The organism is Variovorax davisae (assembly GCF_030316845.1).
Taxonomy (GTDB): Bacteria; Pseudomonadota; Gammaproteobacteria; order Burkholderiales; family Burkholderiaceae_C; genus Variovorax; species Variovorax davisae.
Window position 1 is genome coordinate 143,410 of record NZ_JASZYS010000014.1, and the last position, 24,688, is coordinate 168,097.

The following is a 24,688-nucleotide window of genomic DNA, read 5'->3' on the forward strand; positions in this document are numbered from 1 at the left end:
GGGGCACCAGTCTAGTGCGGCCTCGCAGAGATGTAATGACGCGCTGCAGCATGGCGCACCGCAAACTGCCTGGCGGCGAAGGACCAGGCCATGCGCGACGCGTCGGGCCCCGCGCCGTCGCTGTAGGGCTGGCTGGCCGCCCCGCCGCTCCAGGCGTGCCCGAGCCGGTCGACTTCCACCAGGGTCGCCACCGTGCTGCCGCGGCGCTTGAAGTCGGTCACGGTCGCCGGGTAGCGCTGGCCCCGTCGCACCGTGCGCTTCTTGCTCGACGTGGCGCCCATGGCATCGGCCCAGGCGCGAACCGCAGCCAGCCCGTTCGACGCCGCGACCACGCTGTCCCTGGCGCCATGGATGACCATCAGCGGCGGCCATCCGGCCACCGGCGCCAAGGGCGACGCCGCCAGCGGTTTCGTGGACCGATGGCCATGCATGGCGCCGAGGGCGGACAAGGTCGAATGCGCCGTCCCGGGCGGGATGCCCGAGTGCATCACCACCGCGCCGAAGCGGTCGGGATGCCTGGCGACGAGCAAGGCCGCCATGCTGGCACCCGCCGACAGCCCCGCCACCGCGATGCGCGTGCGATCCACCGCGTACATCAGGCAGACCTGGTCGATCGTCTTCATGATGAGCGCCACTTCGCCATAGGCGCGCCCCGACGAGGTATCGAACCAGTTCCAGCAGCCTTGCGGGTTCGACACCCGGTCCTGCTCCGGATAGAGCACCATGAAGCGTTCGCGGCCTGCGATCAGGTTCATGCGCGTGCTGGTGGCGAAGGTCTTCGCATCCTGTCCGCAGCCATGCAGCATGACCATCAGCGGCAGGCGCTCGCCGAACCCGACCTCGGGTGGCCGGTAGAGCCGGAACCGGCGCATCCCCGTCGCACCCATGGCCAGGCCCGGGATCCACTGGCCCGCACCCGCGGGCGCGCGCCGCTTCTCGAGCACCGGCTTGACGGTCCGGTCGACCGCCCGCGTACCGGCGCGCAGGGTGCCGCGCGTGATCGCCTCCATGCCACGGGCGACCACGCCCAGCCAGCCGCCGGATTTGCTGCGTCGCGCCATCAGCGGCGCGACTTCCGCCTGGCGACCGGCGGGCGGGGCGGCTTGCCGCTCCAGAAATCGACGATCTGCCGGGTCGCCTCGGCTTGCGCGGCGCCGACCTGACGACGGGCCGCCGCCGTGGACTGGGCGCGCGCCGAGCCCACCGCCTTGTTGGCCGCGCTCAGCCACATGCTCATCAAGGGGTTCTTCTTCATCCAGGGGTTGCTCATGGAGCCTCCGTCTCGACCGAGGGTCGACAGCACCCACTGTCGCCCGGCCGGCGATGCCGCAGCGCAGCAATTTCACCCGATCGGAGGTGGCCGCCGTCCTACGCGTCGCGCGTCGACGCGGCCGCCCCGGCGCGCCATTCCCGGATGCTCGCCAGCAGGCTGTCCGCGTCGACCGGCTTCACGAAATGACAGTCGAAGCCGGCATCCAGCGCCGCCCGGCGGTCCTCGTACTGCCCGTATCCCGTGAGCGCGACCAGCAGCAGGGCGGCCCCCCCATCGGCACGCAGACGGCGCGCGACTTCATAGCCGTCCAGCCGCGGCAAGCCGATGTCCAGCAGCACGATGGCGGGCTGGAACTGCGCCGCGATCTCCAGCGCCTCTTCGCCATCGCCCGCGGTCCGGATCGCGTGTCCTTCCATCTCCAGCATCGTCGCCAGCGCCTGCGCGGCGTCGACGTTGTCGTCGACCACCAGGATGCGCTCGGAAGGACACGCTTGCGCGGGATCAGGAAAGGACACCGGCGCAGCGCCCGTGCGCAGCGTCGCCCTGCGGGGCAACCTCACCCGGAACTCGGAGCCGAGGTTGCGGCCGCGGCTGTGCACCTCGATCCGGCCGCCGTGCATCTCGGTCAGCCGCCGGGCCAAGGTCAATCCGACGCCCAGGCCGCCCTGCGCGCGGTCCAGCCCTCGCTTGCCCTGGGCGAAGAGATCGAAGATGCGCGGCAGCAGCTCTTCGTCGATGCCCATGCCTTCGTCCCGCACCGCGATCTCGACGCCCCGGTCGTCGACCACCACCTGCAGGTCGATCGGCGTCGCCTCGGGGCTGTACTTCGCGGCGTTGTGAAGCAGGTTGGCGATGACCTGCGTGAGCCTGGCGCCGTCGGCATCCATCCAGATCGGGGCTTCGGGCATCGCCACGCCGAGCACCTGGCGCCGGCTCTCCAGCAGCTGGTGCACGGTCTCGATGCTGTGCGCGACCACCACCCGGAGGTCGACCGGATCGCACTTGAGCGTGATCTTCCCCTGGCTGATGCGCGTGACGTCCAGCAGCTCCTCCATGAGCCGCGTGATCTGGCGCAGCTGGCGGCCCGCCAGGTCCAGCGCCCATGTCACCTTGGGATGCTTGTCCGCCACCCGCCGGATGATCTCGATGGCCGTGTGGACCGAGGCCAGCGGATTGCGCAGCTCGTGCGACAGCATGGCCAGGAACTCGTCCTTTCGCTGGCTGGCCTGCTGCAGCTCCTGCTGCGCTGCCTGGCGCTCGACGATCTCGTGCTGGAGGTTGCGATAGAGCCGCGCATTCTCGAACGCCGCCCCCGCCCGCGTCGCCACCTCCTGCACCAGGGTCAGGTCGGCCTCGCGCAGCCAGGCGCCGTCTTCGGGCGACGCCACCAGAAGGACACCCGGCACCCGCTCTCCGAAGAGCAGGGGGACCGCGGTGACGGAGGCCAGGGCGGCTTCGCCGAGATCGCCGTCGGGATGCCCCAGCGCGCCCGGGGCCAGCGGCATCGCCTCGACGGCCACCCTGGCCACGCGGCGCAGGCTCGCCGCTTCCTGCAGCGCGGCCATGACCGCATCGGCCGGCGCCAGCTCGGCGCCGGACGCGAGCGCTGCGGGCCCGCCGCCCGCGGGGCGGGCCGCGATCGCGAACGAGCCGCGGCCGAGATCGGGATCCGCGATCCAGACCAGGGCCAGGGCGGCGCGCTCCGGCACCAGCAGCGCGACCAGCTCCTGCATCGCCACCCGGATGTCCAGGGACCGGTTGAGCGCCTGGCTGGCACCGGCCAGGAAGGCGGAGCGCCGGTCGTTCTCCTCGGCCAGGCGGCGGGCGGCGTCCGAGGCCATCATCGCCGCGCGCGCATCGGCCTGGCGCTCGACCTGGCGCTGCATGAGGTAGAGCGACACGAAGACGCCGACCTTGCTGCGCAGGATCTCGGGCACCACCGGCGAGAGGATGTAGTCGACCGCGCCGAGCGAATAGCCGCGCGCGGTCTGGATCTCGTCCGCGTACGAGGTGATGAAGATGATCGGCGTGTGGGCGCTGCGCCGGTGGTTGCGGATCAGCGTCGCGGTCTCGAAGCCATCCATGCCAGGCATGTTCACGTCGAGCATGATCACGGCGAACTCGCGCTGGAGGATCTCGCGCAGCGCGTCGGCCCCCGAGCGCACCATCACGAGGTTCTGGCCCAGCTCCTCGAGGACCGTGCGGAAGACGAGCAGCTTTTCCGGCAGGTCGTCGACGATCAGGATGTTGGCGCGCTCGCCGCCGGGCGCGTCGCCCTGCGGCGCCGGGCCGTTCTTCGGCGTTAGCTGCACAGCCAGCCCCGAAGGACGACCAGCAGGTGGTTCGTGTCGACGGGCTTCGACAGGTAGTCCCACGCCCCCGCCTCGATGCACTTCTCGCGATCGCCCTTCATGGCCTTGGCGGTCACCGCCACCAGCGGCAGTTGCTTGCCGCGCGGCAGCCGGCGCAGCTCGCGCATGGTCTGCATGCCGTCCATCTCCGGCATCATGATGTCCATCAGGACGATGTCGATGTCCTCGTCCTCCTGCACCAGCCGGATCGCGTCGCGACCATTTTCCGCCGACACGATGGCCATGCCCTGCTGGTCCAGCACGGTGGCCAGCGCGAAGATGTTGCGCATGTCGTCGTCCACGATCAGCACCTTGCGGCCCGCCAGCGAGCAGGCGGCATCGTTGGCGGCCTCGACCGCACGGCGCTCCGGGTCCGACATCAGCGCGAAGCCGCGATGCAGGAAGAACGCACTGCCGTCGATCAATGCGTCGGTGCTGTCCACGCTGCGCCATGCCGAGCCGTCGAGGCCGCGGGTCCACGCGGCCGATGCTGCGCCGGCGGCGGACGGGCCGAAGACGATCACCGGAAGCTGGTGCACCGGCGCCCTCCCCTCGGCCGCCTCGTCCAGGTCCGCCGGGCCGAAGCCCGGCACCGACCCGTCCGTGACGAGGCAGTCCACCGGCTCCTGCGCGAGCGCGCGGGCGACGGCCTCCCTCGATTCGGCCAGCACGACCGTGACCTCGGACCCGTCGAAGGCCTCCACCAGCGCCGCCTGCGCGTCGGACGCCCGCATGGCCACCAGCAGCCTGCGCGAAGCCGTCGACACGAAACGATGCAGTTGCCCCATCGCCGCGTCCACCTGGTCGATCGACTGCAAGGGCTTGGCGAGGAATCCCACGGCGCCGGAGTTGAGGGCGCGCTCGCGCGAATCGTCGGTCGACACCACGCACACCGGGATGTGCCGCGTCGCCAGGTCGGCCTTCAGGCGCTCCAGGATGCGCCAGCCCTGCATGTCGGGCAGATGGATGTCCAGCGTGATCAGCGCCGGGCGGTGGTCCCCGGTGAGCGCCAGCGCGACCGCGCCCGTCGAACTCACCAGCCCCTTGAAGCCGGCGCGCCGCGCGGCTTGCAGCAGCACCTTGGCGAAAGCCAGGTCGTTCTCGACGATCAACGCCACCTTGTCGCCGGGCAGCAGCGCGTCGCGATCGTCCCCCGCCACGTTCAGCGCGTGCAGTTCGGCGGCCGCGGCTTCCGCGCCCGCGGCGTCGGCGCCGGGGAGCAGGTCGCCGGGCTCGGCGTGCAAGGGCGCCCGCTCCATGACCGTCGTCGCGACGCCGGTCTTCGGCGCCGCAAGGGGCGCCGGCAGGTCCGCGCCGCCCGACCGGAGGCCGCGTCCGCGCGCCGGACTCAAGCTCTGGGGCAGGAACAAGGTGAAGGTGCTGCCCTGCGCCGGGACGCTCGTCAGCCGGATCTCGCCGCCCAGCAGCCGCGCCAGTTCGCGGCTGATCGCCAGGCCCAGGCCGGTGCCGCCGTACTTGCGCGAGGTCGAGCCGTCCGCCTGCTGGAAGGCTTCGAAGACGATCTGCTGCTTGTCCGCGGGGATGCCGATGCCGGTGTCGGAGACGGCGAAGGCGATCACCTGGCTGGCCCGGTTGAGCTCCTCGCGGTCGCGCGACCAGCCGCCGTGGACGAGGGCGACCGAGAGCCCCACCGACCCGTGGTGGGTGAACTTGAAGGCATTGGACAGCAGGTTCTTGATGATCTGCTGCAGGCGCTTGACGTCGGTGACGATCGACTCGGGAAGCGCCTCCCTCAGCTGGATGCCAAAGCCCACGTGCTTGGCCTCCGCCACGTGGCGGAAGCTGCGCTCGACCGAGCGCTGCAGGTCGTCGATGCGCAGTTCGCTCACCTCCACGGCGACCGTGCCCGATTCGATCTTCGACAGATCGAGGATGTCGTTGATCAGCATGAGGAGGTCGTTGCCCGACAGGTGGATCGTCTTGGCGAACTCCACCTGCCGCTCCGTGAGGTTGCCTTCCGCGTTCTTGCAGAGCTGGTCCGACAGGATCAGCAGGCTGTTGAGCGGCGTGCGCAGCTCGTGCGACATGTTGGCCAGGAACTCCGACTTGTACTTGGAGGTCAGCGCCAGCTGCTCGGCCTTCTCTTCCAGCGCCTGGCGGGCCTGCTCGACCTCCTGGTTCTTGCTTTCGACTTCCTCGTTCTGGTGCACCAGCAGCCGGGCCTTCTCCTGCAGCTCTTCGTTGGTCTGCTGCAGTTCCTGCTGCCGATTCTGGAGTTCCTCGGCCAGCGACTGCGACTGGGTCAGCAGATCCTCGGTGCGCATGTTGGCCGAGATGGTGTTGATCACGATGCCGATCGATTCGGTCAGCTGGTCGAGGAAGGCCTGGTGCGACGGGTTGAAGCGCTCGAGCGAGGCCAGCTCCAGCACCCCCCGCACCTCGTCCTCGAACACCACCGGCAGCACGATCACGTCCATCGCCGCGCCTTCGCTCAGCCCGGTGGCCACCTTGAAGGCCGTGCTCGGCACGTTGGTCAGCAGGATCTTCGACTTCTCGATCGCGCATTGCCCGACCAGGCCCTGTCCCAGGTCGATTTCCTTGCCGTGCGCGGCGTGCCCGCCCGAGGCGTAGCTCGCGAACAGCCTGAGCTTCGGCGCGCCGCCCGTGGAGGTCAGCAGGTAGAACTCGGCCTGCTGCGCGCCGACGACCGGCGCGAGCTCCGACAGGATCAGCTGGCCCACCGTCAGCAGGTCCTTCTGGCCCTGCAGCATGCGGCTGAACTTGGCCAGGTTGGTCTTCAGCCAGTCCTGCTCGGTGTTCTTCTGCGTCTGGTCCTTCAGGTTGCGGATCATCTCGTTGATGGTGTCCTTGAGCGCGGCCACCTCGCCCTGGGCCTCCACCGTGATCGAGCGCGTCAGGTCGCCCTGGGTCACGGCCGTCGCCACCTCCGCGATCGCGCGCACCTGGGTCGTCAGGTTGGCCGCGAGCTGGTTGACGTTCTCGGTCAGCCCCTTCCAGGTGCCGGCCGCGCCGGGCACCTTGGCCTGGCCGCCCAGCTTGCCCTCGACCCCCACCTCGCGCGCCACGCTGGTCACCTGGTCGGCGAAGGTGGCCAGCGTGTCGGTCATGCTGTTGATGGTCTCGGCCAGCGCGGCGATCTCGCCCTTGGCCTCCACCGTGAGCTTCTGCTGGAGGTCGCCGTTGGCCACCGCCGTCACCACCTTGGCGATGCCGCGCACCTGCCCCGTCAGGTTGCCGGCCATGAAGTTGACGTTGTCGGTCAGGTCCTTCCAGGTGCCGGAGACATCGCGCACCTGGGCCTGGCCGCCCAGCCGGCCTTCGGTGCCGACCTCGCGCGCCACGCGCGTGACTTCCGCGGCAAAGGAGGACAGCTGGTCGACCATGGTGTTGATCGTGGCCTTGAGTTCGAGGATCTCGCCCTTGACGTCGACCGTGATCTTCTCGGACAGGTCGCCGGCGGCCACCGCCTTGGTCACGTCGGCGATGTTGCGCACCTGCGAGGTGAGGTTGGAGGCCATCAGGTTGACCGAATCGGTCAGGTCCTTCCAGGTGCCGGCCACGCCCTGCACGTCGGCCTGGCCGCCCAGGATCCCCTCGGTGCCCACTTCCAGCGCCACCCGCGTCACCTCGGCGGCGAACGAACGCAGCTGGTCGACCATGGTGTTGACCGTGTTCTTGAGTTCGGAGATCTCGCCCTTCACGTCCACCGTGATCTTCTTCGACAGGTCGCCGGCCGCCACCGCGGTCGTCACCTCGGCGATGTTGCGCACCTGCGAGGTCAGGTTGCCGGCCATGAAGTTGACCGACTCCGTCAGGTCCTTCCAGGTGCCTGCCACGCCCTGCACGTCGGCCTGGCCGCCCAGGATCCCTTCGGTGCCCACCTCCCGGGCCACGCGCGTCACCTCGGCCGCGAAGGAGCGCAGCTGGTCGACCATGGTGTTGACCGTGTTCTTCAGCTCCAGGATCTCGCCCTTCACGTCGACCGTGATCTTCTTCGACAGGTCGCCGGCCGCCACCGCCTTGGTCACGTCGGCGATGTTGCGCACCTGCGAAGTGAGGTTCGACGCCATCGAGTTGACCGACTCCGTCAGGTCCTTCCAGGTGCCGGCCACGCCCTGCACGTCGGCCTGCCCGCCCAGCTTGCCTTCGGTGCCCACTTCGCGCGCCACCCGCGTGACCTCGGCAGCGAAGGACGACAGCTGGTCCACCATCGTGTTGATGGTGTTGGTGAGTTCGAGGATCTCGCCCTTGGTGTCGACCGAGATCTTCTTCGACAGGTCGCCGGCCGCCACCGCCTTGGTCACGTCGGCGATGTTGCGCACCTGCGAGGTCAGGTTGCCGGCCATGAAGTTGACCGACTCCGTGAGGTCCTTCCAGGTGCCGGCCACGCCCTGCACGTCGGCCTGACCGCCCAGCTTGCCTTCGGTGCCGACCTCGCGCGCCACGCGCGTCACCTCGGCCGCGAACGAGCGCAGCTGGTCGACCATGGTGTTGATGGTCGCCTTGAGTTCCAGGATCTCGCCCTTGACGTCCACCGTGATCTTCTTCGACAGGTCGCCGGCGGCCACCGCCTTCGTGACGTCGGCGATGTTGCGCACCTGGCTCGTGAGGTTGCCGGCCATCGAGTTGACCGATTCCGTCAGGTCGCGCCAGGTGCCGGCCACGCCCTTCACCTCGGCCTGGCCGCCGAGCCGGCCTTCGGTGCCGACCTCGCGCGCGACGCGGGTCACCTCGTCCGCGAAGGAAGACAGCTGGTCGACCATGGTGTTGATGGTGGCCTTCAGCTCCAGGATCTCGCCCTTCACGTCCACCGTGATCTTCTTCGACAGGTCGCCCGCGGCCACCGCCTTCGTGACGTCGGCGATGTTGCGCACCTGCGAGGTGAGATTCGACGCCATCGAGTTGACCGAGTCGGTCAGGTCCTTCCAGGTGCCCGCCACGCCCTGCACGTCGGCCTGCCCGCCCAGCTTGCCTTCGGTGCCGACCTCGCGCGCCACCCGCGTCACCTCGGCGGCGAAGGAACGCAGCTGGTCGACCATGGTGTTGATGGTGTTCTTGAGCTCGGAGATCTCGCCCTTGACGTCCACCGTGATCTTCTTGGACAGGTCGCCGGCCGCCACCGCGGTCGTCACCTCGGCGATGTTGCGCACCTGCGAGGTCAGGTTGCCGGCCATGAAGTTGACCGACTCCGTCAGGTCCTTCCAGGTGCCGGCCACGCCCTGCACGTCGGCCTGCCCGCCCAGCTTGCCTTCGGTGCCCACCTCCCGCGCCACCCGCGTCACCTCGGCGGCGAAGGAGCGCAGCTGGTCGACCAGCGTGTTGACCGTGTTCTTGAGCTCCAGGATCTCGCCCTTGCCGTCGACCGTGATCTTCTTCGACAGGTCGCCGGCCGCCACCGCCTTGGTCACGTCGGCGATGTTGCGCACCTGGCTGGTGAGGTTGCCGGCCATGGAGTTGACCGAATCAGTGAGGTCCTTCCAGGTGCCGGACACGCCCTCCACCCGCGCCTGGCCGCCGAGCGAGCCTTCGGTGCCGACCTCGCGCGCCACCCGCGTCACCTCCGACGCGAAGGAGCGCAGCTGGTCGACCATCGTGTTGATCGTGTTCTTGAGCGTGAGGAATTCGCCCTTCACGTCGACGTCGATCTTCTTCGACAGGTCGCCCTTGGCGACGGCCGTGGTCACGTCGGCGATGTTGCGCACCTGGTCGGTCAGGTTCCCGGCCATGGAGTTGACCGAGTCCGTCAGGTCCTTCCAGGTGCCCGCCACGCCCTTGACCTTGGCCTGGCCGCCCAGCTTGCCCTCGGTGCCCACTTCGCGCGCCACCCGGGTCACCTCGGCGGAGAAGTTGCCCAGCTGCTCGACCATCTTGTTGATGGTCCTGGCCGTTCGCAGGAACTCGCCCTCCAGTTCGCGCCCTTCCACCTCGAGGGCCATGCTCTTCGACAGGTCCCCCTGCGCCACGGCCCCGATCACGCGGGCCACCTCGCTGGTCGGGTGCACCAGGTCGTCGATGAGGGAATTGACGCAGGCGATCGATTCGCCCCAGAAGCCCCGGGTCTCGGTCATCGCGGCCCGCTGCTTGAGCTTGCCTTCCTTGCCCACGACCTGCCGCAGGCGCACCAGCTCGGAAGCCAGGGTGGCGTTCTGCTCGACCAACTCGTTGAAGATGTCGGCCACCTTCCCGGGCAAGCCCACCCACTGGGCTGGAAGCCGGACCTTGGCGTCGCCCTTTCGAAGACGGGTCATGGCATCGAGCAGGACGGCCATCTCCTCGTTGGCGTTGTCCGCGACGGTGGCGTGTTCCAGGACTTTCATCTGTGCCTCGTGATTCGACCTAGGGTGGATTGCAACGGCTGGCGGGGAAGTGTAGACCGCGGCCCCAATTTGTAACAGTGCCTTGCTGCGCGCGTCTCGCGCGCCGACGCGGCGGCCCGCATGCAGAACGTGGGCGCCCCGGCGCAGGTTTACGGGAAGGGCTCAGGTCTTGAGCTGCCCAAGTGCCGCGACTGCCAGGGCCGCCGCCGCGACCAGGGCGGCCCAGAGCACCCGGGCCAGCTCCCAAGGCGGCTTCGCAGACTCCGCAGCCATTCGCAGCACCTTTCGCTGCGCCATCAGCGGCGCTCCGGCCAGCCGGCCTCTGACCACATGGTCGTCTTCGATCAAACAGGCTCCCTCCTCCGGGAATTCGTCGCGTTGCGGCGTTCAGGTCTGGACGCCTCGCATGTCGTCATTCGAAGCATTCGACCCGGGCATGGCTCTCCTTCGTTCGCGGCGATGGTGCGAACACGCAATGCGCGGTATTTGGCCTTTGCGCGAGCACCGCCCGCGTAGGCGGGGCGGCACTATCGCCACGCGGTCGATTCCTACACACGGGCGCGTCGGGTTCGCGCTCGGCGGCCACTCGCGAACGCCGACAACCAGAATGCACGCCGCCTCGGTGCCCCCTTGTCCGCCACATTGCCCTAGACTCGTTCGAGAGCATTTCACTCCCTGCGCCTGAAGGGCATCTGGAACCCCGTCGATCATGACCACGCCAGCACCCGCACGCTCGGACGCCACCCCTGCGCAGAACACCGGCTTGGCATTCATGGCGGGAAAAGGAGAGATGGCCGCCCTGATGCAGGGCCACGACTGGTCGGCCTCCTCGCTCGGCGACCCGGCGCTGTGGCCGCAGTCCCTGCGCACCGTCGTTCGCCTCATGCTCAACACCGGGCATCCGATGTACGTCTGGTGGGGGCCCGAATTGACTTGCCTGTACAACGACGCCTATCGGGAGTCGATCGGCCCCGAGCGCCACCCCGGCTCGCTCGGGCGCCCCGCGCGCGAAGTCTGGGCCGAAATCTGGGACGTGATATTCCCGCAGATCGAACAGGTCCTGAGCGGAGGCGGGGCCACCTGGCACGTCGATCATCTGGTGCCGATCACCCGGCACGGCCGGCGTGAGGACGTCTTCTGGACCTACAGCTACAGTCCGATCGACGACGAGCGCGCGCCCGGTGGGATCGGCGGCGTGCTGGTGCAATGCACCGAGACCACGCAACAGGTTCTCGCGGCCCGGCAGCTGGCGTCCGAGCGAGACCGATGGGCTGCGCTGCGCGAGAGCGAGATGCGCTTCCGGTCGGCCTTGCATGCGGGTGGGATGGGGGCCTGGGAAACCGACTACCAGACGCTGACGAGATCCTGGACCCCGGAGGGCATGGCGCTCTTCGGGCTCAGCCTGCCGGACGGGCGGGGCCGCGTGGGTGGCCCCGACGACGAATACGTGGCCGCGCTGCACCCGGACCACCGCCATCTGGCCGCCGGGTTCCGCGAACTGGCGGATCGGCAGGACTCCTTCCCGGCGGAGTACTGGATCGAGCGGGCCGACGGTTCGAAGCTGTGGCTCGAGGGGCGCGGGATGGTCATTTCCCGAATGCCGGACGGCCGGGCCCATCGCCTGGTCAGCATCATGGCCGACGCGACCGAACGCAAGAGGGTCGAACAGCGCCTGCGGATCGAGCATCAACGCCTCGAACTGGCGCTGGGTGCGGGGCGCATGGGCGCCTACGACATGAACATCCCGGACAACGTCTTGTGGTGGTCGGCGCAAACCTACCGGCTCTTCGGCGTCAGCGACCAGGATTTCGTGCCGACGCCGGCCCACGTGCTGGCCTTGCTTCACCCGGACGACCGGGAGGGCTACATTCGGCGCCGCGCCGAGGCCATCCAGGGCCATCGACCCTTCGTGCACGAGTTCCGCATCCTGCGGCCCGATGGCACGCTAGCCTGGCTCGGCCACCGCGGTCACGTCGAATACGACGCCGGCGGCCGTCCCGTGCGCATCTTCGGCGTCACGATGGACATCACCGAGCGCAAGCTGGTCGAGACCCGGCTCCAGGACGCGGACCGCCAGAAAGACCGCTTCATCGCGATGCTGGCGCATGAACTGCGCAACCCGCTGGCGCCCATCCGCAATGCCATCGCCGTGTTGCGCAAGATCGGCGGTGGCAATGCGACCTCGGCCTGGTGCCATGACGTCATCGATCGACAGGTGAGCCAGATGGCGCATCTCCTCGACGACCTGCTCGACGCGTCGCGCCTGAGTCACGGCCATCTGCGCCTGCGCATGCAGCCGCTGAGGCTGGCAACGGCGATCGACCGGGCGATCGAAATCGCCAAGCCGGTGATCGACGCCGGCGGCCACTCGTTTTCGTTGCAGCTGGCGGCCCGGCCCTTCGAACTCGAAGGCGACCTGACGCGACTGGCGCAGGTCTTCTCCAACATCCTCATCAATGCCGCCAAGTACACGCCACGGGGCGGCGCCATCGCACTGGCCATCGAACGCGAGGATCAGCAGGCCCTGGTCAGCGTGACCGACACCGGCATCGGCCTCGAGTCGCGTCACCTCGAGCGGATCTTCGACATGTTCGGCCAGGTGGAATCGTCGTTGGCCCGCGCCCAAGGTGGGCAGGGGATCGGACTGGCCCTGGCGAAGGCCCTGGTGGAAATGCATGGCGGGACCATCGCCGCCCTCAGCGAAGGCCTGGGCAAGGGAAGCCGGTTCGAAGTCCGCCTGCCGCTGGCTTCCCAGGAAGCCGAGGTGAGCCAGGAAGCGGCCGGCGCGCCGGAAGCCGCCGCGGCGGCCGGCTGTCGCGTGCTGGTGGTCGACGACATGCGCGACAGTGCCGACAGCCTGGCGCTTGCCGTGCAGGCGCTGGGCTATGAGGTCGAGGTGGCCTACGGCGGCCAAGCGGCCTGGCACAAGATCGAGGCCGAACGACCCGGCATCGTCTTGCTGGATCTGGGGATGCCCGAGGTCGACGGCTACGAGGTGTGCCGTCGGGTCCGGGCTACACCCTGGGGGCGCGACGTCGTGCTGATCGCACAGACCGGGTGGGGAAACGACAACGATCGGGAAGGCACGCGCAGGGCCGGGTTCGACCATCATCTCGTCAAGCCCGTGGAACTCGGCGCGCTGGCCGCGTTGCTCGAATCGGCTAGCCCGGTCTCCCGCTGATGACGTTCATCAGCACATGGGGCTGCAGGGGCTTGCCGAGGTGGGCGTCGAAGCCGGCCTCGATCGCCTTGGCACGGTCCTGGGGCCGCGCGAAGGCCGTCAACGCCACGGCGAACAGCCGCGGCAGGCCATGCGAGGTGCCGTAGTCCCTGGTCTGGCGGATGAGTTCATACCCATCCCGGCCCGGCAGCCCGATGTCGCTCACCAGCACATCGGGCCAGTGCGCCTCGATCAGCCGCATGGCTTCATCGAAGGTGGACGCCAGGCGGACCTGCGCACCGGCATCTCCGAGGACCAGGGTCAGCATGGCGCTGGCGTCCTCGTTGTCCTCGACGACCAGCACGTCCAGGCCGTCCAGCATGCGATCGGTGAAGGCCACCGGCCGTGGCTCCTGGGGTTCCGTCAGGATCAGCGTGGCGCCGTCGACGGGCACCACCACCAGCTCGACACGCAGCGTGGACCCGGCGCCGGCACCCGCGCTCTCGGCCGTGACGCCACCGCCGTGCAGCTCCGCCAGGTTCTTGACGATCGACAGCCCCAGGCCCAGGCCGCCGTGCAACCGGTTGTCCGGCGAATCGCTCTGCGTGAAGCGGTCGAACAGATGGGCCAGGAATTCGGCGTCGATGCCGCGGCCGTAGTCCTGCACGCAGAGCGTCAGGCGGTCGGCCTGGCGCGCCAGGCTGATGCGGATCGAGCCGTCCTCGTTCGAGAACTTGACGGCGTTCGACAGCAGGTTCCACACGATCTGCTGGAAGCGGGTCGGATCGAGCCAGGCGGGCTGTTCGGCTTCCACGTGCTCGAACTGCACATGCAGGCGCTTGGCGGCGATCGCGCCGCTGAGCGCTTCGATCGACGAGGCGACCAGCGCGCGGGGCTCGCTCCATTCGGGATGAAGCCGCAGCTTGCCGGAGCTGATGCGGGAGACGTCGAGAATGTCCGAGATCAGCCGCGCCTGGGCCTTGACGCTGCGGTCGATCGCGGTCAGTCCCTTCTCCAGCAGCTCCGCAGTTCGACTGCCGGTCTTCAGCACGTGCACCCAGCCGCCGATGGCATTGAGCGGATTTCGCAGCTCGTGCGAGAGCACGGCGACGAAGTCGTCCTTGGTCCGGCTGTGCCGCTCGGCGGATGCCCGCGCCGCCTGTTCGCGCTCGAGGACTTCGAGCCGACGCGCTTCGAGCTCGAAGCGCTCCGACACGTCCAGCGCGATCCCGATCCGAAGCCCCGGCTCGATGGGTGCCGACATCGTCCATTCGAGCCGCACCAGGCTGCCGTCCTGGCGGCCGAGCGGAAACTCCGCCTGCCAGGAGGCGGCGCCCTCGCCGGCCATGACCGTTCTTTCGCTCACGGCATCGACCCAGTCGCCCGGCGCGAACGCGGCCACCGCTTGCCCGACCACCTCGTCATGCGCACGCCCCAGCATCGCGACCATGGCGGGGTTGACGTCGACGAAGCGTCCGGCATCGTCGATCAGCGCCATGCCGGTGGGCGCATGCGTATAGATCGCGCGGAAGCGTGATTCGCTGCTGCGAAGCCGATCCTCCGCCATGCGGGCGCGAATCAGCGCCTGCAGCGTGGCGATCAGCACCGCCGGCTCGACCGGATGCACCAGGTACGCATCGGCGCCGGCATTCAGGCCCGTCACCTTGTCCTCGTTGCGGATGAAGGCCGCGGAGAGATGAATGACCGGCAGCGTCGCCGTGGCCCGGTCGGCGCGGATCCGCCGGCAGACCTCGTAGCCGTCGATGTCGGGCAGGTGCACATCCAGCACGACGGCCGACACCTGGCTCGCCGCGAGTTCCAGCGCTTCGCCGCCGGTGCTCGCCTCGCTGGTCTGGAAACCCGCGGCGCGGATCACGCGCGCCGTCGAGTAGCGCGTCGTCGGGTTGTCGTCGACCACCAGCACCGTGTGGCGGCTGCGGTCGATGGTGGTGTTGATCACGTCGGCGACCACGGTTCACCCCTTCGGGGGCAGCATCGATTCGTTCAGCTGCACGGGCAGGATCACCGAGAACACCGAACCCTTGCCGAGTTCGCTGGCGATTTCCACCCGCCCGCCGAGCAGCTGGGCGAACTGCTTGCTCAGCGACAGCCCGAGGCCGGTGCCCCGCAGCCGCTTCTGCACCGGCGAGTCGACCTGCGAGAAGTCGTCGAACACCGCCGCGTGGTGCTCCGGCGCGATGCCGATGCCGGTGTCGGCCACCGAGAAGCGGATGAAGTCGCCTTCCACCCGTGCCGCCGAGACGCGCACTTCCCCGCGCGGCGTGAACTTGAGCGCGTTGGCGATGAAGTTGCGCAGGATCTGGGAGAGCTTGCGGTCGTCGGTGAAGAGCCTCGGCAGTTCGTGCGGCTCCTCGAAGATGAGCGCGGTGTCGGGATTGGTGAGCACCGGCTTGAACATGCCCCGCAATGCGGAGAACAGGTCGACCATCTCGAACCAGGCCGGCGAGATCTCCACGCGGCCGGCCTCGATCTTGGCCAGGTCCAGCAGGTCGTCGACCATCTCGGCGAACTCGGTCGCACTGGACTCGATGAAGCCGACCTGGCGCTCCTGCTCCAGGGTCAGCGGGCCGTCGACCCGGTCGCTCAGCAAGCGCGTGATGCTTCGGATCGCGCTGATCGGGGTGCGGAACTCATGGCTCATGTAGGCGAGGAAGCGGCTCTTGAGTTCCGTGGCCCGCTTGAGCTGCTCGGCTTGCGCGTCGAGTTCGGCATAGAGCGCCACCACGCCCCGGTTGGTTTCCTCCAGCTCGGCGCGCAATTCGTCCGCCTCCTGGCGGCTCGCTGCCAGCGCCCTGCGACAGCCCTCGGGGGTCGCGTCGTCGGCCGGATCGAATGCGGGCGTCATGTCAGCGGTCCTCCCGGCGCAGCACCACGACGGTGGCGTCGTCGCGATGGCGGGTGTGGTCGCGCAGCAGGATGGCCGCCACCAGGGCCGGGTCCTTCTTCAGCACCGGCAGGATGCGGTCGGCGCGCCAGCGCGTGTCGATGCCGTCGCTGTGAACGATGACGAGTGCATGGGCTGGCCATTCCATCGCGGTTTCCTCCGGGCGCCGGATCTGCAGGCCCGCGGTGCCATGCTGCGTGACGATCGATTTGTCGAACACGCCGGACAGCACCCGGCCCACCACGTTTCCCGCTCCTGAGTATGACAAGGTCGAGGCCTCGCCGTCGACCGCCAGGGCGCAGATGGCCGCACCGCGCGTCGCCTGCAGCGCCCGGTGGGTCTGCTGGACCAGTTCGCGCGGCGCCGCCGACGGATCGCGCGCGAAGGCAGCGGTGGCGGCCAGCGACGCCTTCGCGGCTTCGGGGCCATGGCCGAGCCCGTCGGCGAGCATCAGGCTGACGCTGGCGCCGAGGCGGCCCGCGGTCCAGGCGTCGCCGCACACGGCCTCGCCGGGCGCGGGCAGGCACACGGCGCCGATCCGGACCGAGGCGGCCGCGCCCTGCACCGCATCCGAACTGCGGACGCGCGCGACGCTCACGGTGCCGTCGGGAACCGAGGAATGCATATCGAAGGCGTCGGCCAACCGCCGGATCGCACCCAGGCCGGTGCCGGGCGTGCGGCCGGACGAGTGGCCGTCCTGCATCGACAGGTGCAGGTTGACGATGCCGGGCCCCTCGTCGATCGCCATGACCTCGACGTCCCGGGCGCCCGGGCGCGCCGCGATCAGCAGGCGGCCCTTGCGCGCGTGGCGCTGCAGGTTGGTGCCGAGTTCGGTCACGACCAATGCCAGCCTGCCGGCGTCCACTTCGGAAAACGCCAGCTCGGCCGCCAGCTGCGCCGCATGGCGCCTTGCCTCGCCCACCCGGCTCGCATCGTCGACCGGGAAGGACTTGTGGGTCCAGCCGGTGATTACTTCCATTTGGTGATGCTCACGCGCGTTCCCGCGCCAGGTGCGGAGTGAAGGTCGAATTCGTTCACCAGCCGCTTGCTGCCCGGCAGCCCCAGGCCCATGCCGGTGCCGCTGGTCCAGCCGTCCGTCAGCGCCAGCGCGACATCGGCGATACCCGGCCCCTGGTCCTCGAAGACCAGTTGCAGCCCGGGCCGCCCGTTCTTCTCGACGAAGGCCCAACGCATCGTGCCGCCGCCCCCGTGGATCAAGGTGTTGCGCGACAGTTCACTGGCCGCGGTGATCATCTTGGTCTGGTCGACCAGCGTCATCTTCAGGTCCTGGCACAAGGCGCGCACCATCTGCCGGCTGGCGACGATGTTCTGCTCCGATTGCAGCGGCAGCGTTCCGGCGCGTTCAATGGCCAAGGGAACTCTCCTCGCGGGCGCGCTGGAGCAGTTCCATGCCGCGCTCGACGTTGAGCGCGGTCCGCACGCCTTCGAGCGACAGGCCGAGTTCGACGAGCGTGATGGCCACGGCCGGCTGCATGCCGACGACCACCGTGGTGGCGGACAGGATGCGGGCGATGCCCGAGATGCTGGTCAGCATGCGGCCGACGAAGGAGTCGACGATCTCGAGCGCCGAGATGTCGATCATCACGCCCGAGGCGCCGGTCTTGGCGATCTGGCCGGCCAGGTCATCCTGCAGCGTCAGGGCGGTCTGGTCCTGCATGTCGACCTGGATGGTCACCAGCAGGGTTTCGCCCATGCGCAGAATCGGGATGCGGTCCATGGATGTCCTACTTGTCGCGCGTGATGCGCCAGCCGGTCTTCTGCAGCGCCAGCGACAACGCGTCGGCCAGCGTGGCCTTGGTGCTGACGCCCTGCAGGTCGATGCCCAGATGCACGATGGTCTGCGCGATCTGCGGCCGGATCCCGCTGATGATGCAGTCGGCACCCATGAGCCGGATGGCGGTCACGGTCTTCAGCAGATGCTGCGCCACCAGCGTGTCGACGGTCGGCACCCCGGTGATGTCGATGATCGCGAGCCCCGAGCCGGTTTCGACGATGCGCTGCAGCAGGGCCTCCATGACCATCTGCGTGCGGCTGCTGTCGAGCACGCCGATCATGGGCACCGCGAGCACGCCCTCCCACAGCTTGACGACCGGGGTCGACAACTCGAGCAGCTCTTCCTGCTGGCGCCGGATGATGTCCTCGCGCACCTGCTGGAAGGTCGTCACGGTGTGCTGGGCCAGCTTGTCGACCGTGGTCGAGAGGGACCAGAGCGCAGGCCCCAAGGCCTCCGGCTGGGCGGCGAGCCGTCGCTGCAGGGAAGCGAACAGCGGCTTCTTGAGCGCCAGGACAAACGTGCTGGTGGCGCCTGCCGATTGGCCCTGCGCGGCCCTGGAGCGCGACAAGTCGGCCAGCAAGTCGCGCACCGACGCCCAATCGGCCGACTCGAATCCTTGCGGATCCGCACCGGCCTGCAGGCTGTCGCGCAGCTTGCGCAGCAGCTCGGCGGCTTCGGCTTGATTGGCGCGCCGGGTGCCGGCGTCCGCGGCCGGCAATTCGGCGATCCACGCCTCGATGATGGATTCTTCCTCTTCCCGCAGGGCACCGAGGAGTGCCGCGTCGTCGTTCTTCATGGTTTCCTCACAGGCTGTCTTCTGAGCCGGCGCGAGTTCGCCCTCGTTGGCGATCGCGCCGTGGGCTGGGCGTTCGGCATGGTAGCCACTGGGACAGCGACTACCGTCCTCGCCGCATCGAATTGGACGATGGCCTACACCGCGATAGGTGGACGCCTACACGGAAGGCGCGGCCGTGGCGGCGCGGGGGCGTGCCCGCCCCGTTGGCTTAGGGCTTGACCCTGAGCGACGGCGTCAGCCGCTTGCCCGACGAGACCACCATTTTGCGGTTTCGCCATCTGCTGGAGGCCACAACCTGGCCACCCTCCTCGCTAGCGCCCCTGGCTCAACCGAAGCAGCCCATAGACGGTCAGGTACTCCAGGCCTCGGCCGTCCGTCGCCACCAGGCCATTGGACCTCAGGCGACCCGACCCCCCGGGGGCATCGCCGGCGGCCGCTTCCTCCTTGGCGCCGGCCAGCCGCTGCAACCGCTGCCACTGCGCGTCGTTGAGCCGGAGCTTTTCCGCGTGGGCGCACGCCGTGCCGGCCGTCATGTCATTCATCGCGGCGCCCCCTGCTCAGACGATCGCGCCGACCAGACGCAGGAGCGAGAGGCCGAACACGGTCATGATCATGACGATGACCGCCACCTTCATCCAGACGCGCTCCTCGCGCTCCTGGGGTGGCGCAGGCAGGGCCGCGAACGAGGAGCCACGGTCCTGGCGCTCCGGCTTCTCGGTCCACCAGCCGAGATGGGTGTGTGGGTCTTTTTGCATGGACGTGATTCTTCTGGCGATACTAGTACTTTGGTATGTCATTTGACACAGGGACCGCCCGGGAACAGCCCGGAAAGTGAACTACTTCACGCTGGCCCGACGTCTTGGCTGCGCCCCGGCCCGCGGCTGGGGTCGGCGGCCTACACACCGTTGGCTCGGGGACCGACTTCGCGTTCGAGCGCGCATCCCCTACCTTCGCTGCACCCGACTTCAGCGAGACAACACATGCTCGGCATCGTCATTCCGGCGCACAACGAAGCCCGCCTCATCGGCCCGACACTCGATGCCGTCATGGCCGCTGCCAGACACCCCGATCTGCACGGCGAGCCGGTCGAGGTGGTCGTGGTCCTGGACGCCTGCACCGACGCGAGCGGCGTGATCGCGGCGCGCGCGGGTGCGCGCACGGTCAGCCTGCGCGTGCGCAACGTCGGCGTGGCCCGCGCCGTGGGCGCGGAAGCGATGCTCGCCGCCGGCGCGCGCTGGCTCGCCTTCACCGACGCCGACACGGTCGTCTCGCCGAGCTGGCTGGTGGACCAGCTGGCGCAGGATTCCGACGCGGTCTGCGGTTCGATCGGCGTCGACGACTGGTCCTGCCATGGGGTTCATGCGGGCGCGATCGAAGCCCACTTCCAGCGCACCTATTCGGACGTCGACGGGCACTCCCACATCCATGGCGCCAACCTCGGCGTCTCGGCCGCCGCCTACCGGCGCGCGGGTGGCTTTCGCCACCTGGCCTGCAGCGAAGACGTGGCCCTGGTGCGCGCGCTCGAAGCCACGGGGGCCCGGATCGCCTGGAGCGCGAAGCCGCGGGTGGTGACCAGTTCGCGCCGCGACGGCCGGGCGCGCGGCGGCTTCGCCGACGCGCTGTTGGCCGCGGTCGCTGCCAGCGTGGCCGCCGTGGTGCCGCCCGGCGCCGCCGCCGCGGGATGAGTACGGCCATGTCCCCCTGCCCGACCCACGAGCGGCTCCAGCGCCTGGGTCGCCAGCATGGGGCGGCGCTCGCACTCTTCCATCTGGTGGACAACGGCATCGATCGCCTGCCGCTGCCCGGCTCCGGCGCCACGCTCGAACGTTGGCGAATCCTGTCGGAGGTGGCTGCGCACGACCTCTCGCTCGCCAAGCTGTTCGAAGGTCACACGGACGCGCTCGCGATCCGTCGCGAACTCGGCGCAGCCGATGCGCAAGCCGGCTCCCGCTGGGGCACATGGTGTGCCGAACCACCCGATGCGCGCGTGACGCTGGAAGCCCTCGGCGACGACGGCGGGCGCGGCGCGCCGGTCCGCCTCCACGGCACCAAGGCATGGTGCTCGGGCGCGCGCAGCGTGACGCATGCGGTCCTGAGTTGCTGGAACGGCGCCGGCGAGCCCTGCCTCGCCGAGGTGATGCTCGACCAGGCGGCCGTCACGGTCACCGACCAAGGCTGGCACGCGGTCGGCATGGCGGCCAGCGGCAGCGTGGACGTGCGCTTCGATGGCGCCGTGGCGCGCCAGATCGGCCGCCCCGGCGACTATGTCGGGCGGCCCGGATTCTGGCAGGGAGGCGCCGGCATCGCCGCCTGCTGGTTCGGCGGCGGACTCGGGATCGCACGCATGGCGCGCCGTTTCTGCGGCACTGCGCCCGACGCCCATCGGCTCGCCCACCTGGGCGCGATCGACACCGCACTGGCCGCCGCCGCGGCCGTGCTGCGCGAAAGCGCGGCGTGGATCGATGCCCATCCCCGCGACGACGCGCGCCAGATCGCGCTGCGCGCCCGCCTGGTGGTCGAAGACGGGGCCCATGCGCTCATCGCGCACGCCGGCCGCGCCACGGGTGCGGGGCCGCTCTGCCGGGATGCCAGCTTTGCCCGGGCGATGGCCGACCTTCCCGTCTACATGCGCCAGAGCCATGCGGAACGCGATCTGGCGGCCCTGGGCCAGACCGTTCTCGATGCGGAGACCACACCATGGAAGCTGTAGCGAAGGAAAGCGATCGCCTGATCCACGGCGAGGGCACGACGGAGGACCAGTGGCAGGCCTGGAGCGGCCTGCGCCAGATGCGCACGACCTTCATCGAGGCCATGGTCCCCGCCGGCGCGCGCGCCGTGGTCGTTGCGCCGCATCCGGACGACGAGGTGCTGGCGGTCGGTGGTCTGCTGGCGCAACTGGCTCGGCTCGGCGGGGCGATCCGCGTCATCGCCGTCACGGACGGCACCGCCAGCCACCGCGGCTCGCGCGACTGGCCGGTGGAACGACTGGTCCGCGAACGCCCGGGCGAGAGCCGCGAAGCCCTGCACCGGCTCGGCGTCGACGTCGAGCCGATCCGGCTGGGCCTGCCCGACGGTGGCTTGCGTGGCCTCGAAAGCCTGCTGGCGGATCGCCTGCTGACGCTGCTCGACCGCCAGGACGTGGTGTTCACGACCTGGCGCGGAGACGGTCATCCAGACCATGAAGCCACGGGCCACGCTTGCGCCTTCGCCGCGGCCCGGACCGGGGCCAGGCTGGTGGAGGTGCCCGTGTGGGCCTGGCACTGGGCCGCACCGGGCGACCCCCGCCTGCCCTGGCTGCGCGCGCGGCGCCTGGAGCTCGATGCGCCGGCGTGCCAACGCAAGCAGCGCGCGGTGCGTGCCTTTGCCAGCCAGCTCGAAGCCGACGCGTCGACCGGTCGGCCGCCCATCCTGCGGGCCACGACGCTCGCGCGGGCCGCGCGGCCTTTCGAGGTGTTCTTCTCATGACCGTCCCGGGAGATCGGCTCGAGGGCACGGCGCCCTATTTCGACCGGCTGTACGGCGCCAGCGACGACCCCTATGCGCTGCGCGTTCGCTGGTACGAAGAGCGCAAGCGCGCGCTGATCCTGGCCGCGCTGCCGCGGCGCCGCTGGCGCCATGCCTTCGAACCCGGCTGCGGTATCGGCGAATTCACGGTGGCGCTGTCGGGTCGCTGCGACAAGGTGCTCGCGAGCGACCGCTCCCTGCGCGCGGTCGAGATCGCGCGGCAGCGCACCTCGGCGCTCGGCAACGTGCGCATCGAGCGGCAGGACCTCCCGGCAGAATGGCCGGGCGGCGGCGCTGCCTTCGACCTGATCGTGCTGTGCGAGCTCGGCTATTTCCTGCAGCCCGAGGCGATGCGGAAGCTGGCCGGGCAGTGCGAACATTCGCTCGCCGGCGACGGCACCCTGATCGCCTGCGATTGGCGCCCGGACTTCGACGAGCGCGTGCTGGCGACGGACGCGGTGCACGCGCAGCTGGCTTCGCTGGGCCTCACCCGGCTGATGCGCCATGAAGAGGCGGATTTTCTGCTGCAGGCGTGGTCGCGCGATGGCCGTTCGGTGGCACAGCAGGAGGGGATCCGCTGAGGTCGGCCCCGGCCGGGCCCTCGCCCTGACGGCGCGGCAGGAAGTTCATCGGCATGCGCCCGGCGCTTGCGGCCTGGACGACGCGATGGATGAAGTCCAGCTTTTCGATCACCGGAGGGACCACGATGAACGGATAGCTGTCATGGGCACCGAGGCTTTGATCCATCGCGTTGATGAATTGCGAGACCGGCAGCCACTGCTCGACCACCGTCGACAGGATCGACTCGGCATTCAGATCGAGCTTGCGCACCGTCAGCGACGGCGCGGACGGCAGGGCGTGATCGAGCCGGGCGCCCCAGGCCGCGGCGGTCTCCAGGCCGTCCACCATATGCAGGTAGTGCGCCCAGGTCTCCGCCCAATCCTCCCAGGGGTGCGAACTGGCGTACACGCTGATGAAGCGCAGCGGCCAGTCGGCCACCGGCGACGCGTAGTGCTTCTTCAGAGAGGCTTCATAGTCGGCACGCTCGTCGCCGAACAGGGTCCGGAACTCGTCGATCCACGGCGTGTCGCGCACCAGCCGATCCCAGTAGTAGTGGCCGATCTCGTGCCGGAAGTGGCCCAGCAGGGTCCGGTAGGGCTCGTGCATCGACATGCGGACCTGCTCCCGGCGCACGTCGTCGGCCTCCGCGATGTTGAGCGTGATGACGCCCTCGTCGTGGCCGGTCAGCACGCGATCCTTCGGATCCACCTGCTCGAGGAACTCGAACGAAAGGCCGTTCGCAGGGTCTTCCAGCTTGTTGGGCGTCGGCAGGACGAGCTCCACCAGCGTGTAGAACAGGCGCCGCTTGGCCTGTTCGAGCGCGGCCCAATAGCCACGGTTCTGCGGGCTTGCCAGGGCCGGGATGGTATGCGTCGTTCGACAGGACAGGCAGTGGTCGTGCGTGCTGTCGGCTGCGAGCATCCAATTGCACACGCCCTCTTCCCGGTTCACGCACGGGCGGTATTCCGGACCCGCATGACCCAGGCGCCGCCATGCGTCTGGCGCCGGGACGTCGAAGGCGATCATGAGTTGCTCGTCCGGCGCATAGCCCAGCGTCGAGCCACAGGTCTCGCAGCTCAGGTTCTCGAAGAAGACTCGGTTGTGGCAATGCGAGCAGGTCAGTTGCTTCATGGGGTCCTCGATGAATGTGCAGGTTGCGCGACAGGGCATGGACCGCTTGCCAGCGTGGCCATCATGCCCTGAAGCGTCAGCGCATTGGGAACTGCTTCTCCCGCCGCGGTGTTGTCGAAGATGCACCAGCATCGCGCGCCTGACCGTTGGGCGACCGCCAGGCGCTCTGCCAGCTGGCGCAGCAAGGCGTCGTCATAGCGGGACCAGTAGCGCCGCGGCGACCCGTGCAGGCGCAGATAGACCAGCTGCGGCCAGCCGCCGGGGACGGCCGCCGCCGGGAAGAGCACCGGGTCGGCCAGCACCCGCGCGATGCGCGCGCGAGCGAGCAGGCGGTCCGCCGCGGCATCGAACCAGGTGGGGTGGCGCGCCTCGAGCGCAACCGCGCCGTCGTGCCGCGCCCGCAGCCCCATGACGAAACGCCGTGCCGACGCCGCATCGAAGCCCAGGCTCGGCGGCAACTGGATCAGGAGGCAGCCGAGCTTGGGGCCAAGGCCAGCGGCCTGCGCGAGAAAGCCGTCCAGGGCGGGCATGGCCTGCTGGAGCCGCAGTTCGTGGGTGATCGTCTTCGGGCACTTGGCCGAGAAGCGGAACTGCGGCGGCGTCGACGCCGCCCAGCGTTCATAGGTCTCACGCCGATGCGGCCGATGGAAGGAGGAGTTGATCTCCACCGCCGGCAAGCGCGTGGCGTAGCTTGCCAACTGGGAGTCCGCCGCACCGAAGCGATCCCGGTGCGCGCGCGCCAGGCTCCAACCGGCGCAGCCGAGCTGCAGCGCCGGCAGGGCCGGCGAGCCCTGGGGGGCCATGTCGAGCGAGCGCTTCAGCGGAACAGCAGGGCGATCAGGATGATGACCGGGATCGGCACGCCGAGAAAAAGCAGCAGCAGGGAGCGCATGGGGGTTCCTTTTCTGTGGGT

Annotated in this window: 20 protein-coding genes; 5 read left to right on the forward strand and 15 right to left on the reverse strand. The window is 69.4% G+C overall.

Annotation, left to right across the window (positions count from 1 at the left end):
- Positions 1 to 11 precede the first annotated feature (11 nt).
- From QTI33_RS27435 to QTI33_RS27455, 5 genes are all read right to left on the reverse strand, one after another.
- Positions 12 to 1,061, reverse strand: a complete 1,050-nt coding sequence (locus QTI33_RS27435; protein ID WP_286509553.1) for an extracellular catalytic domain type 1 short-chain-length polyhydroxyalkanoate depolymerase — start codon at positions 1,059 to 1,061, stop codon at positions 12 to 14.
- Positions 1,061 to 1,270: a hypothetical protein gene (locus QTI33_RS27440; RefSeq protein ID WP_286509554.1), complete on the reverse strand. Its 210-nt coding sequence runs from the start codon at positions 1,268 to 1,270 to the stop codon at positions 1,061 to 1,063. Before QTI33_RS27440 ends, QTI33_RS27435 begins: the two co-directional genes overlap by 1 nt.
- Positions 1,271 to 1,368: 98 nt before the next feature.
- Positions 1,369 to 3,585 carry a response regulator gene (locus QTI33_RS27445; RefSeq protein WP_286509557.1) on the reverse strand — a complete coding sequence of 739 codons (2,217 nt, stop codon included), beginning with the start codon at positions 3,583 to 3,585 and terminating at the stop codon, positions 1,369 to 1,371.
- Positions 3,576 to 9,875 carry a HAMP domain-containing protein gene (locus QTI33_RS27450; protein ID WP_444814898.1) on the reverse strand — a complete coding sequence of 2,100 codons (6,300 nt, stop codon included), beginning with the start codon at positions 9,873 to 9,875 and terminating at the stop codon, positions 3,576 to 3,578. The genes QTI33_RS27445 and QTI33_RS27450 overlap by 10 nt, the downstream gene beginning before the upstream one ends.
- Before the next feature lie 210 nt (positions 9,876 to 10,085).
- The gene (locus QTI33_RS27455; RefSeq protein ID WP_286509558.1) at positions 10,086 to 10,271 is read right to left on the reverse strand and encodes a hypothetical protein; all 186 of its coding nucleotides are present in this window, start codon (positions 10,269 to 10,271) and stop codon (positions 10,086 to 10,088) included.
- Between the two features lie 361 nt (positions 10,272 to 10,632).
- On the opposite strand from QTI33_RS27455, the gene QTI33_RS27460 reads away from it, so the two are divergent.
- Entirely contained in the window at positions 10,633 to 13,104 is a 2,472-nt protein-coding gene (locus QTI33_RS27460; RefSeq protein ID WP_286509559.1) for a hybrid sensor histidine kinase/response regulator, read from the forward strand.
- Here QTI33_RS27460 and QTI33_RS27465 read toward each other — a convergent pair.
- The 8 genes from QTI33_RS27465 to QTI33_RS27500 form a co-directional block, all read right to left on the reverse strand.
- Complete coding sequence (locus tag QTI33_RS27465) at positions 13,085 to 15,055, reverse strand: hybrid sensor histidine kinase/response regulator (protein ID WP_286509560.1); 1,971 nt, start codon at positions 15,053 to 15,055, stop codon at positions 13,085 to 13,087. The two genes, QTI33_RS27460 and QTI33_RS27465, sit on opposite strands and share 20 nt — an antisense overlap.
- 3 nt (positions 15,056 to 15,058) lie before the next feature.
- Positions 15,059 to 15,949, reverse strand: coding sequence for a sensor histidine kinase (locus QTI33_RS27470; RefSeq protein ID WP_286509561.1), 891 nt, complete (start codon positions 15,947 to 15,949; stop codon positions 15,059 to 15,061).
- A 1-nt stretch (position 15,950) separates the two neighbouring features.
- Positions 15,951 to 16,967, reverse strand: coding sequence for an ATP-binding SpoIIE family protein phosphatase (locus QTI33_RS27475; RefSeq protein ID WP_286509562.1), 1,017 nt, complete (start codon positions 16,965 to 16,967; stop codon positions 15,951 to 15,953).
- Positions 16,958 to 17,362, reverse strand: coding sequence for an anti-sigma regulatory factor (locus QTI33_RS27480; RefSeq protein ID WP_286509563.1), 405 nt, complete (start codon positions 17,360 to 17,362; stop codon positions 16,958 to 16,960). The genes QTI33_RS27475 and QTI33_RS27480 overlap by 10 nt, the downstream gene beginning before the upstream one ends.
- Complete coding sequence (locus QTI33_RS27485; RefSeq protein ID WP_286509564.1) at positions 17,352 to 17,726, reverse strand: STAS domain-containing protein; 375 nt, start codon at positions 17,724 to 17,726, stop codon at positions 17,352 to 17,354. The genes QTI33_RS27480 and QTI33_RS27485 overlap by 11 nt, the downstream gene beginning before the upstream one ends.
- Before the next feature lie 7 nt (positions 17,727 to 17,733).
- Positions 17,734 to 18,579, reverse strand: a complete 846-nt coding sequence (locus tag QTI33_RS27490) for an STAS domain-containing protein (RefSeq protein WP_286509565.1) — start codon at positions 18,577 to 18,579, stop codon at positions 17,734 to 17,736.
- A 311-nt stretch (positions 18,580 to 18,890) separates the two neighbouring features.
- On the reverse strand, positions 18,891 to 19,121 hold the full coding sequence (locus QTI33_RS27495) for a hypothetical protein (protein WP_286509614.1): 231 nt from the start codon (positions 19,119 to 19,121) through the stop codon (positions 18,891 to 18,893).
- Between the two features lie 15 nt (positions 19,122 to 19,136).
- The gene (locus QTI33_RS27500) at positions 19,137 to 19,334 is read right to left on the reverse strand and encodes a hypothetical protein (protein WP_286509615.1); all 198 of its coding nucleotides are present in this window, start codon (positions 19,332 to 19,334) and stop codon (positions 19,137 to 19,139) included.
- A gap of 225 nt (positions 19,335 to 19,559) precedes the next feature.
- Here QTI33_RS27500 and QTI33_RS27505 point away from each other — a divergent pair, with 225 nt between their 5' ends.
- From QTI33_RS27505 to QTI33_RS27520, 4 genes are read left to right on the forward strand one after another with little or no spacing between them, the layout of a single operon-like run.
- Complete coding sequence (locus tag QTI33_RS27505; protein ID WP_286509612.1) at positions 19,560 to 20,264, forward strand: glycosyltransferase family 2 protein; 705 nt, start codon at positions 19,560 to 19,562, stop codon at positions 20,262 to 20,264.
- An 8-nt stretch (positions 20,265 to 20,272) separates the two neighbouring features.
- Positions 20,273 to 21,289: an acyl-CoA dehydrogenase family protein gene (locus QTI33_RS27510; RefSeq protein WP_286509566.1), complete on the forward strand. Its 1,017-nt coding sequence runs from the start codon at positions 20,273 to 20,275 to the stop codon at positions 21,287 to 21,289.
- The gene (locus tag QTI33_RS27515) at positions 21,277 to 22,044 is read left to right on the forward strand and encodes a PIG-L deacetylase family protein (RefSeq protein WP_286509567.1); all 768 of its coding nucleotides are present in this window, start codon (positions 21,277 to 21,279) and stop codon (positions 22,042 to 22,044) included. Before QTI33_RS27510 ends, QTI33_RS27515 begins: the two co-directional genes overlap by 13 nt.
- Positions 22,041 to 22,664 (forward strand): class I SAM-dependent methyltransferase, encoded by a 624-nt coding sequence (locus tag QTI33_RS27520; protein ID WP_286509568.1) that lies wholly within the window; start codon positions 22,041 to 22,043, stop codon positions 22,662 to 22,664. The genes QTI33_RS27515 and QTI33_RS27520 overlap by 4 nt, the downstream gene beginning before the upstream one ends.
- On the opposite strand, the gene QTI33_RS27525 is transcribed toward QTI33_RS27520, so the two are convergent.
- Together QTI33_RS27525 and QTI33_RS27530 are read right to left on the reverse strand one after the other, a co-directional pair.
- The gene (locus QTI33_RS27525) at positions 22,570 to 23,775 is read right to left on the reverse strand and encodes a zinc-binding metallopeptidase family protein (protein ID WP_286509569.1); all 1,206 of its coding nucleotides are present in this window, start codon (positions 23,773 to 23,775) and stop codon (positions 22,570 to 22,572) included. The two genes, QTI33_RS27520 and QTI33_RS27525, sit on opposite strands and share 95 nt — an antisense overlap.
- On the reverse strand, positions 23,772 to 24,578 hold the full coding sequence (locus QTI33_RS27530) for a DUF72 domain-containing protein (protein WP_286509572.1): 807 nt from the start codon (positions 24,576 to 24,578) through the stop codon (positions 23,772 to 23,774). The genes QTI33_RS27525 and QTI33_RS27530 overlap by 4 nt, the downstream gene beginning before the upstream one ends.
- Positions 24,579 to 24,688: the final 110 nt, after the last annotated feature.

Excerpts from the sequence above, each read along its gene's own strand:
- QTI33_RS27470 (WP_286509561.1), bottom strand. The coding sequence starts at position 15,949 with ATGACGCCCGCATTCGATCCGGCCGACGACGCGACCCCCGAGGGCTGT.
- QTI33_RS27525 (WP_286509569.1), bottom strand. The coding sequence starts at position 23,775 with ATGAAGCAACTGACCTGCTCGCATTGCCACAACCGAGTCTTCTTCGAG.
- QTI33_RS27495 (WP_286509614.1), bottom strand. The coding sequence starts at position 19,121 with ATGAATGACATGACGGCCGGCACGGCGTGCGCCCACGCGGAAAAGCTC.
- QTI33_RS27515 (WP_286509567.1), top strand. The coding sequence starts at position 21,277 with ATGGAAGCTGTAGCGAAGGAAAGCGATCGCCTGATCCACGGCGAGGGC.
- QTI33_RS27440 (WP_286509554.1), bottom strand. The coding sequence starts at position 1,270 with ATGAGCAACCCCTGGATGAAGAAGAACCCCTTGATGAGCATGTGGCTG.
- QTI33_RS27500 (WP_286509615.1), bottom strand. The coding sequence starts at position 19,334 with ATGCAAAAAGACCCACACACCCATCTCGGCTGGTGGACCGAGAAGCCG.
- QTI33_RS27520 (WP_286509568.1), top strand. The coding sequence starts at position 22,041 with ATGACCGTCCCGGGAGATCGGCTCGAGGGCACGGCGCCCTATTTCGAC.
- QTI33_RS27510 (WP_286509566.1), top strand. The coding sequence starts at position 20,273 with ATGTCCCCCTGCCCGACCCACGAGCGGCTCCAGCGCCTGGGTCGCCAG.
- QTI33_RS27475 (WP_286509562.1), bottom strand. The coding sequence starts at position 16,967 with ATGGAAGTAATCACCGGCTGGACCCACAAGTCCTTCCCGGTCGACGAT.
- QTI33_RS27530 (WP_286509572.1), bottom strand. The coding sequence starts at position 24,578 with ATGGCCCCCCAGGGCTCGCCGGCCCTGCCGGCGCTGCAGCTCGGCTGC.
- QTI33_RS27435 (WP_286509553.1), bottom strand. The coding sequence starts at position 1,061 with ATGGCGCGACGCAGCAAATCCGGCGGCTGGCTGGGCGTGGTCGCCCGT.
- QTI33_RS27490 (WP_286509565.1), bottom strand. The coding sequence starts at position 18,579 with ATGAAGAACGACGACGCGGCACTCCTCGGTGCCCTGCGGGAAGAGGAA.
- QTI33_RS27450 (WP_444814898.1), bottom strand. The coding sequence starts at position 9,875 with ATGGCCGTCCTGCTCGATGCCATGACCCGTCTTCGAAAGGGCGACGCC.
- QTI33_RS27460 (WP_286509559.1), top strand. The coding sequence starts at position 10,633 with ATGACCACGCCAGCACCCGCACGCTCGGACGCCACCCCTGCGCAGAAC.
- QTI33_RS27485 (WP_286509564.1), bottom strand. The coding sequence starts at position 17,726 with ATGGACCGCATCCCGATTCTGCGCATGGGCGAAACCCTGCTGGTGACC.
- QTI33_RS27505 (WP_286509612.1), top strand. The coding sequence starts at position 19,560 with ATGCTCGGCATCGTCATTCCGGCGCACAACGAAGCCCGCCTCATCGGC.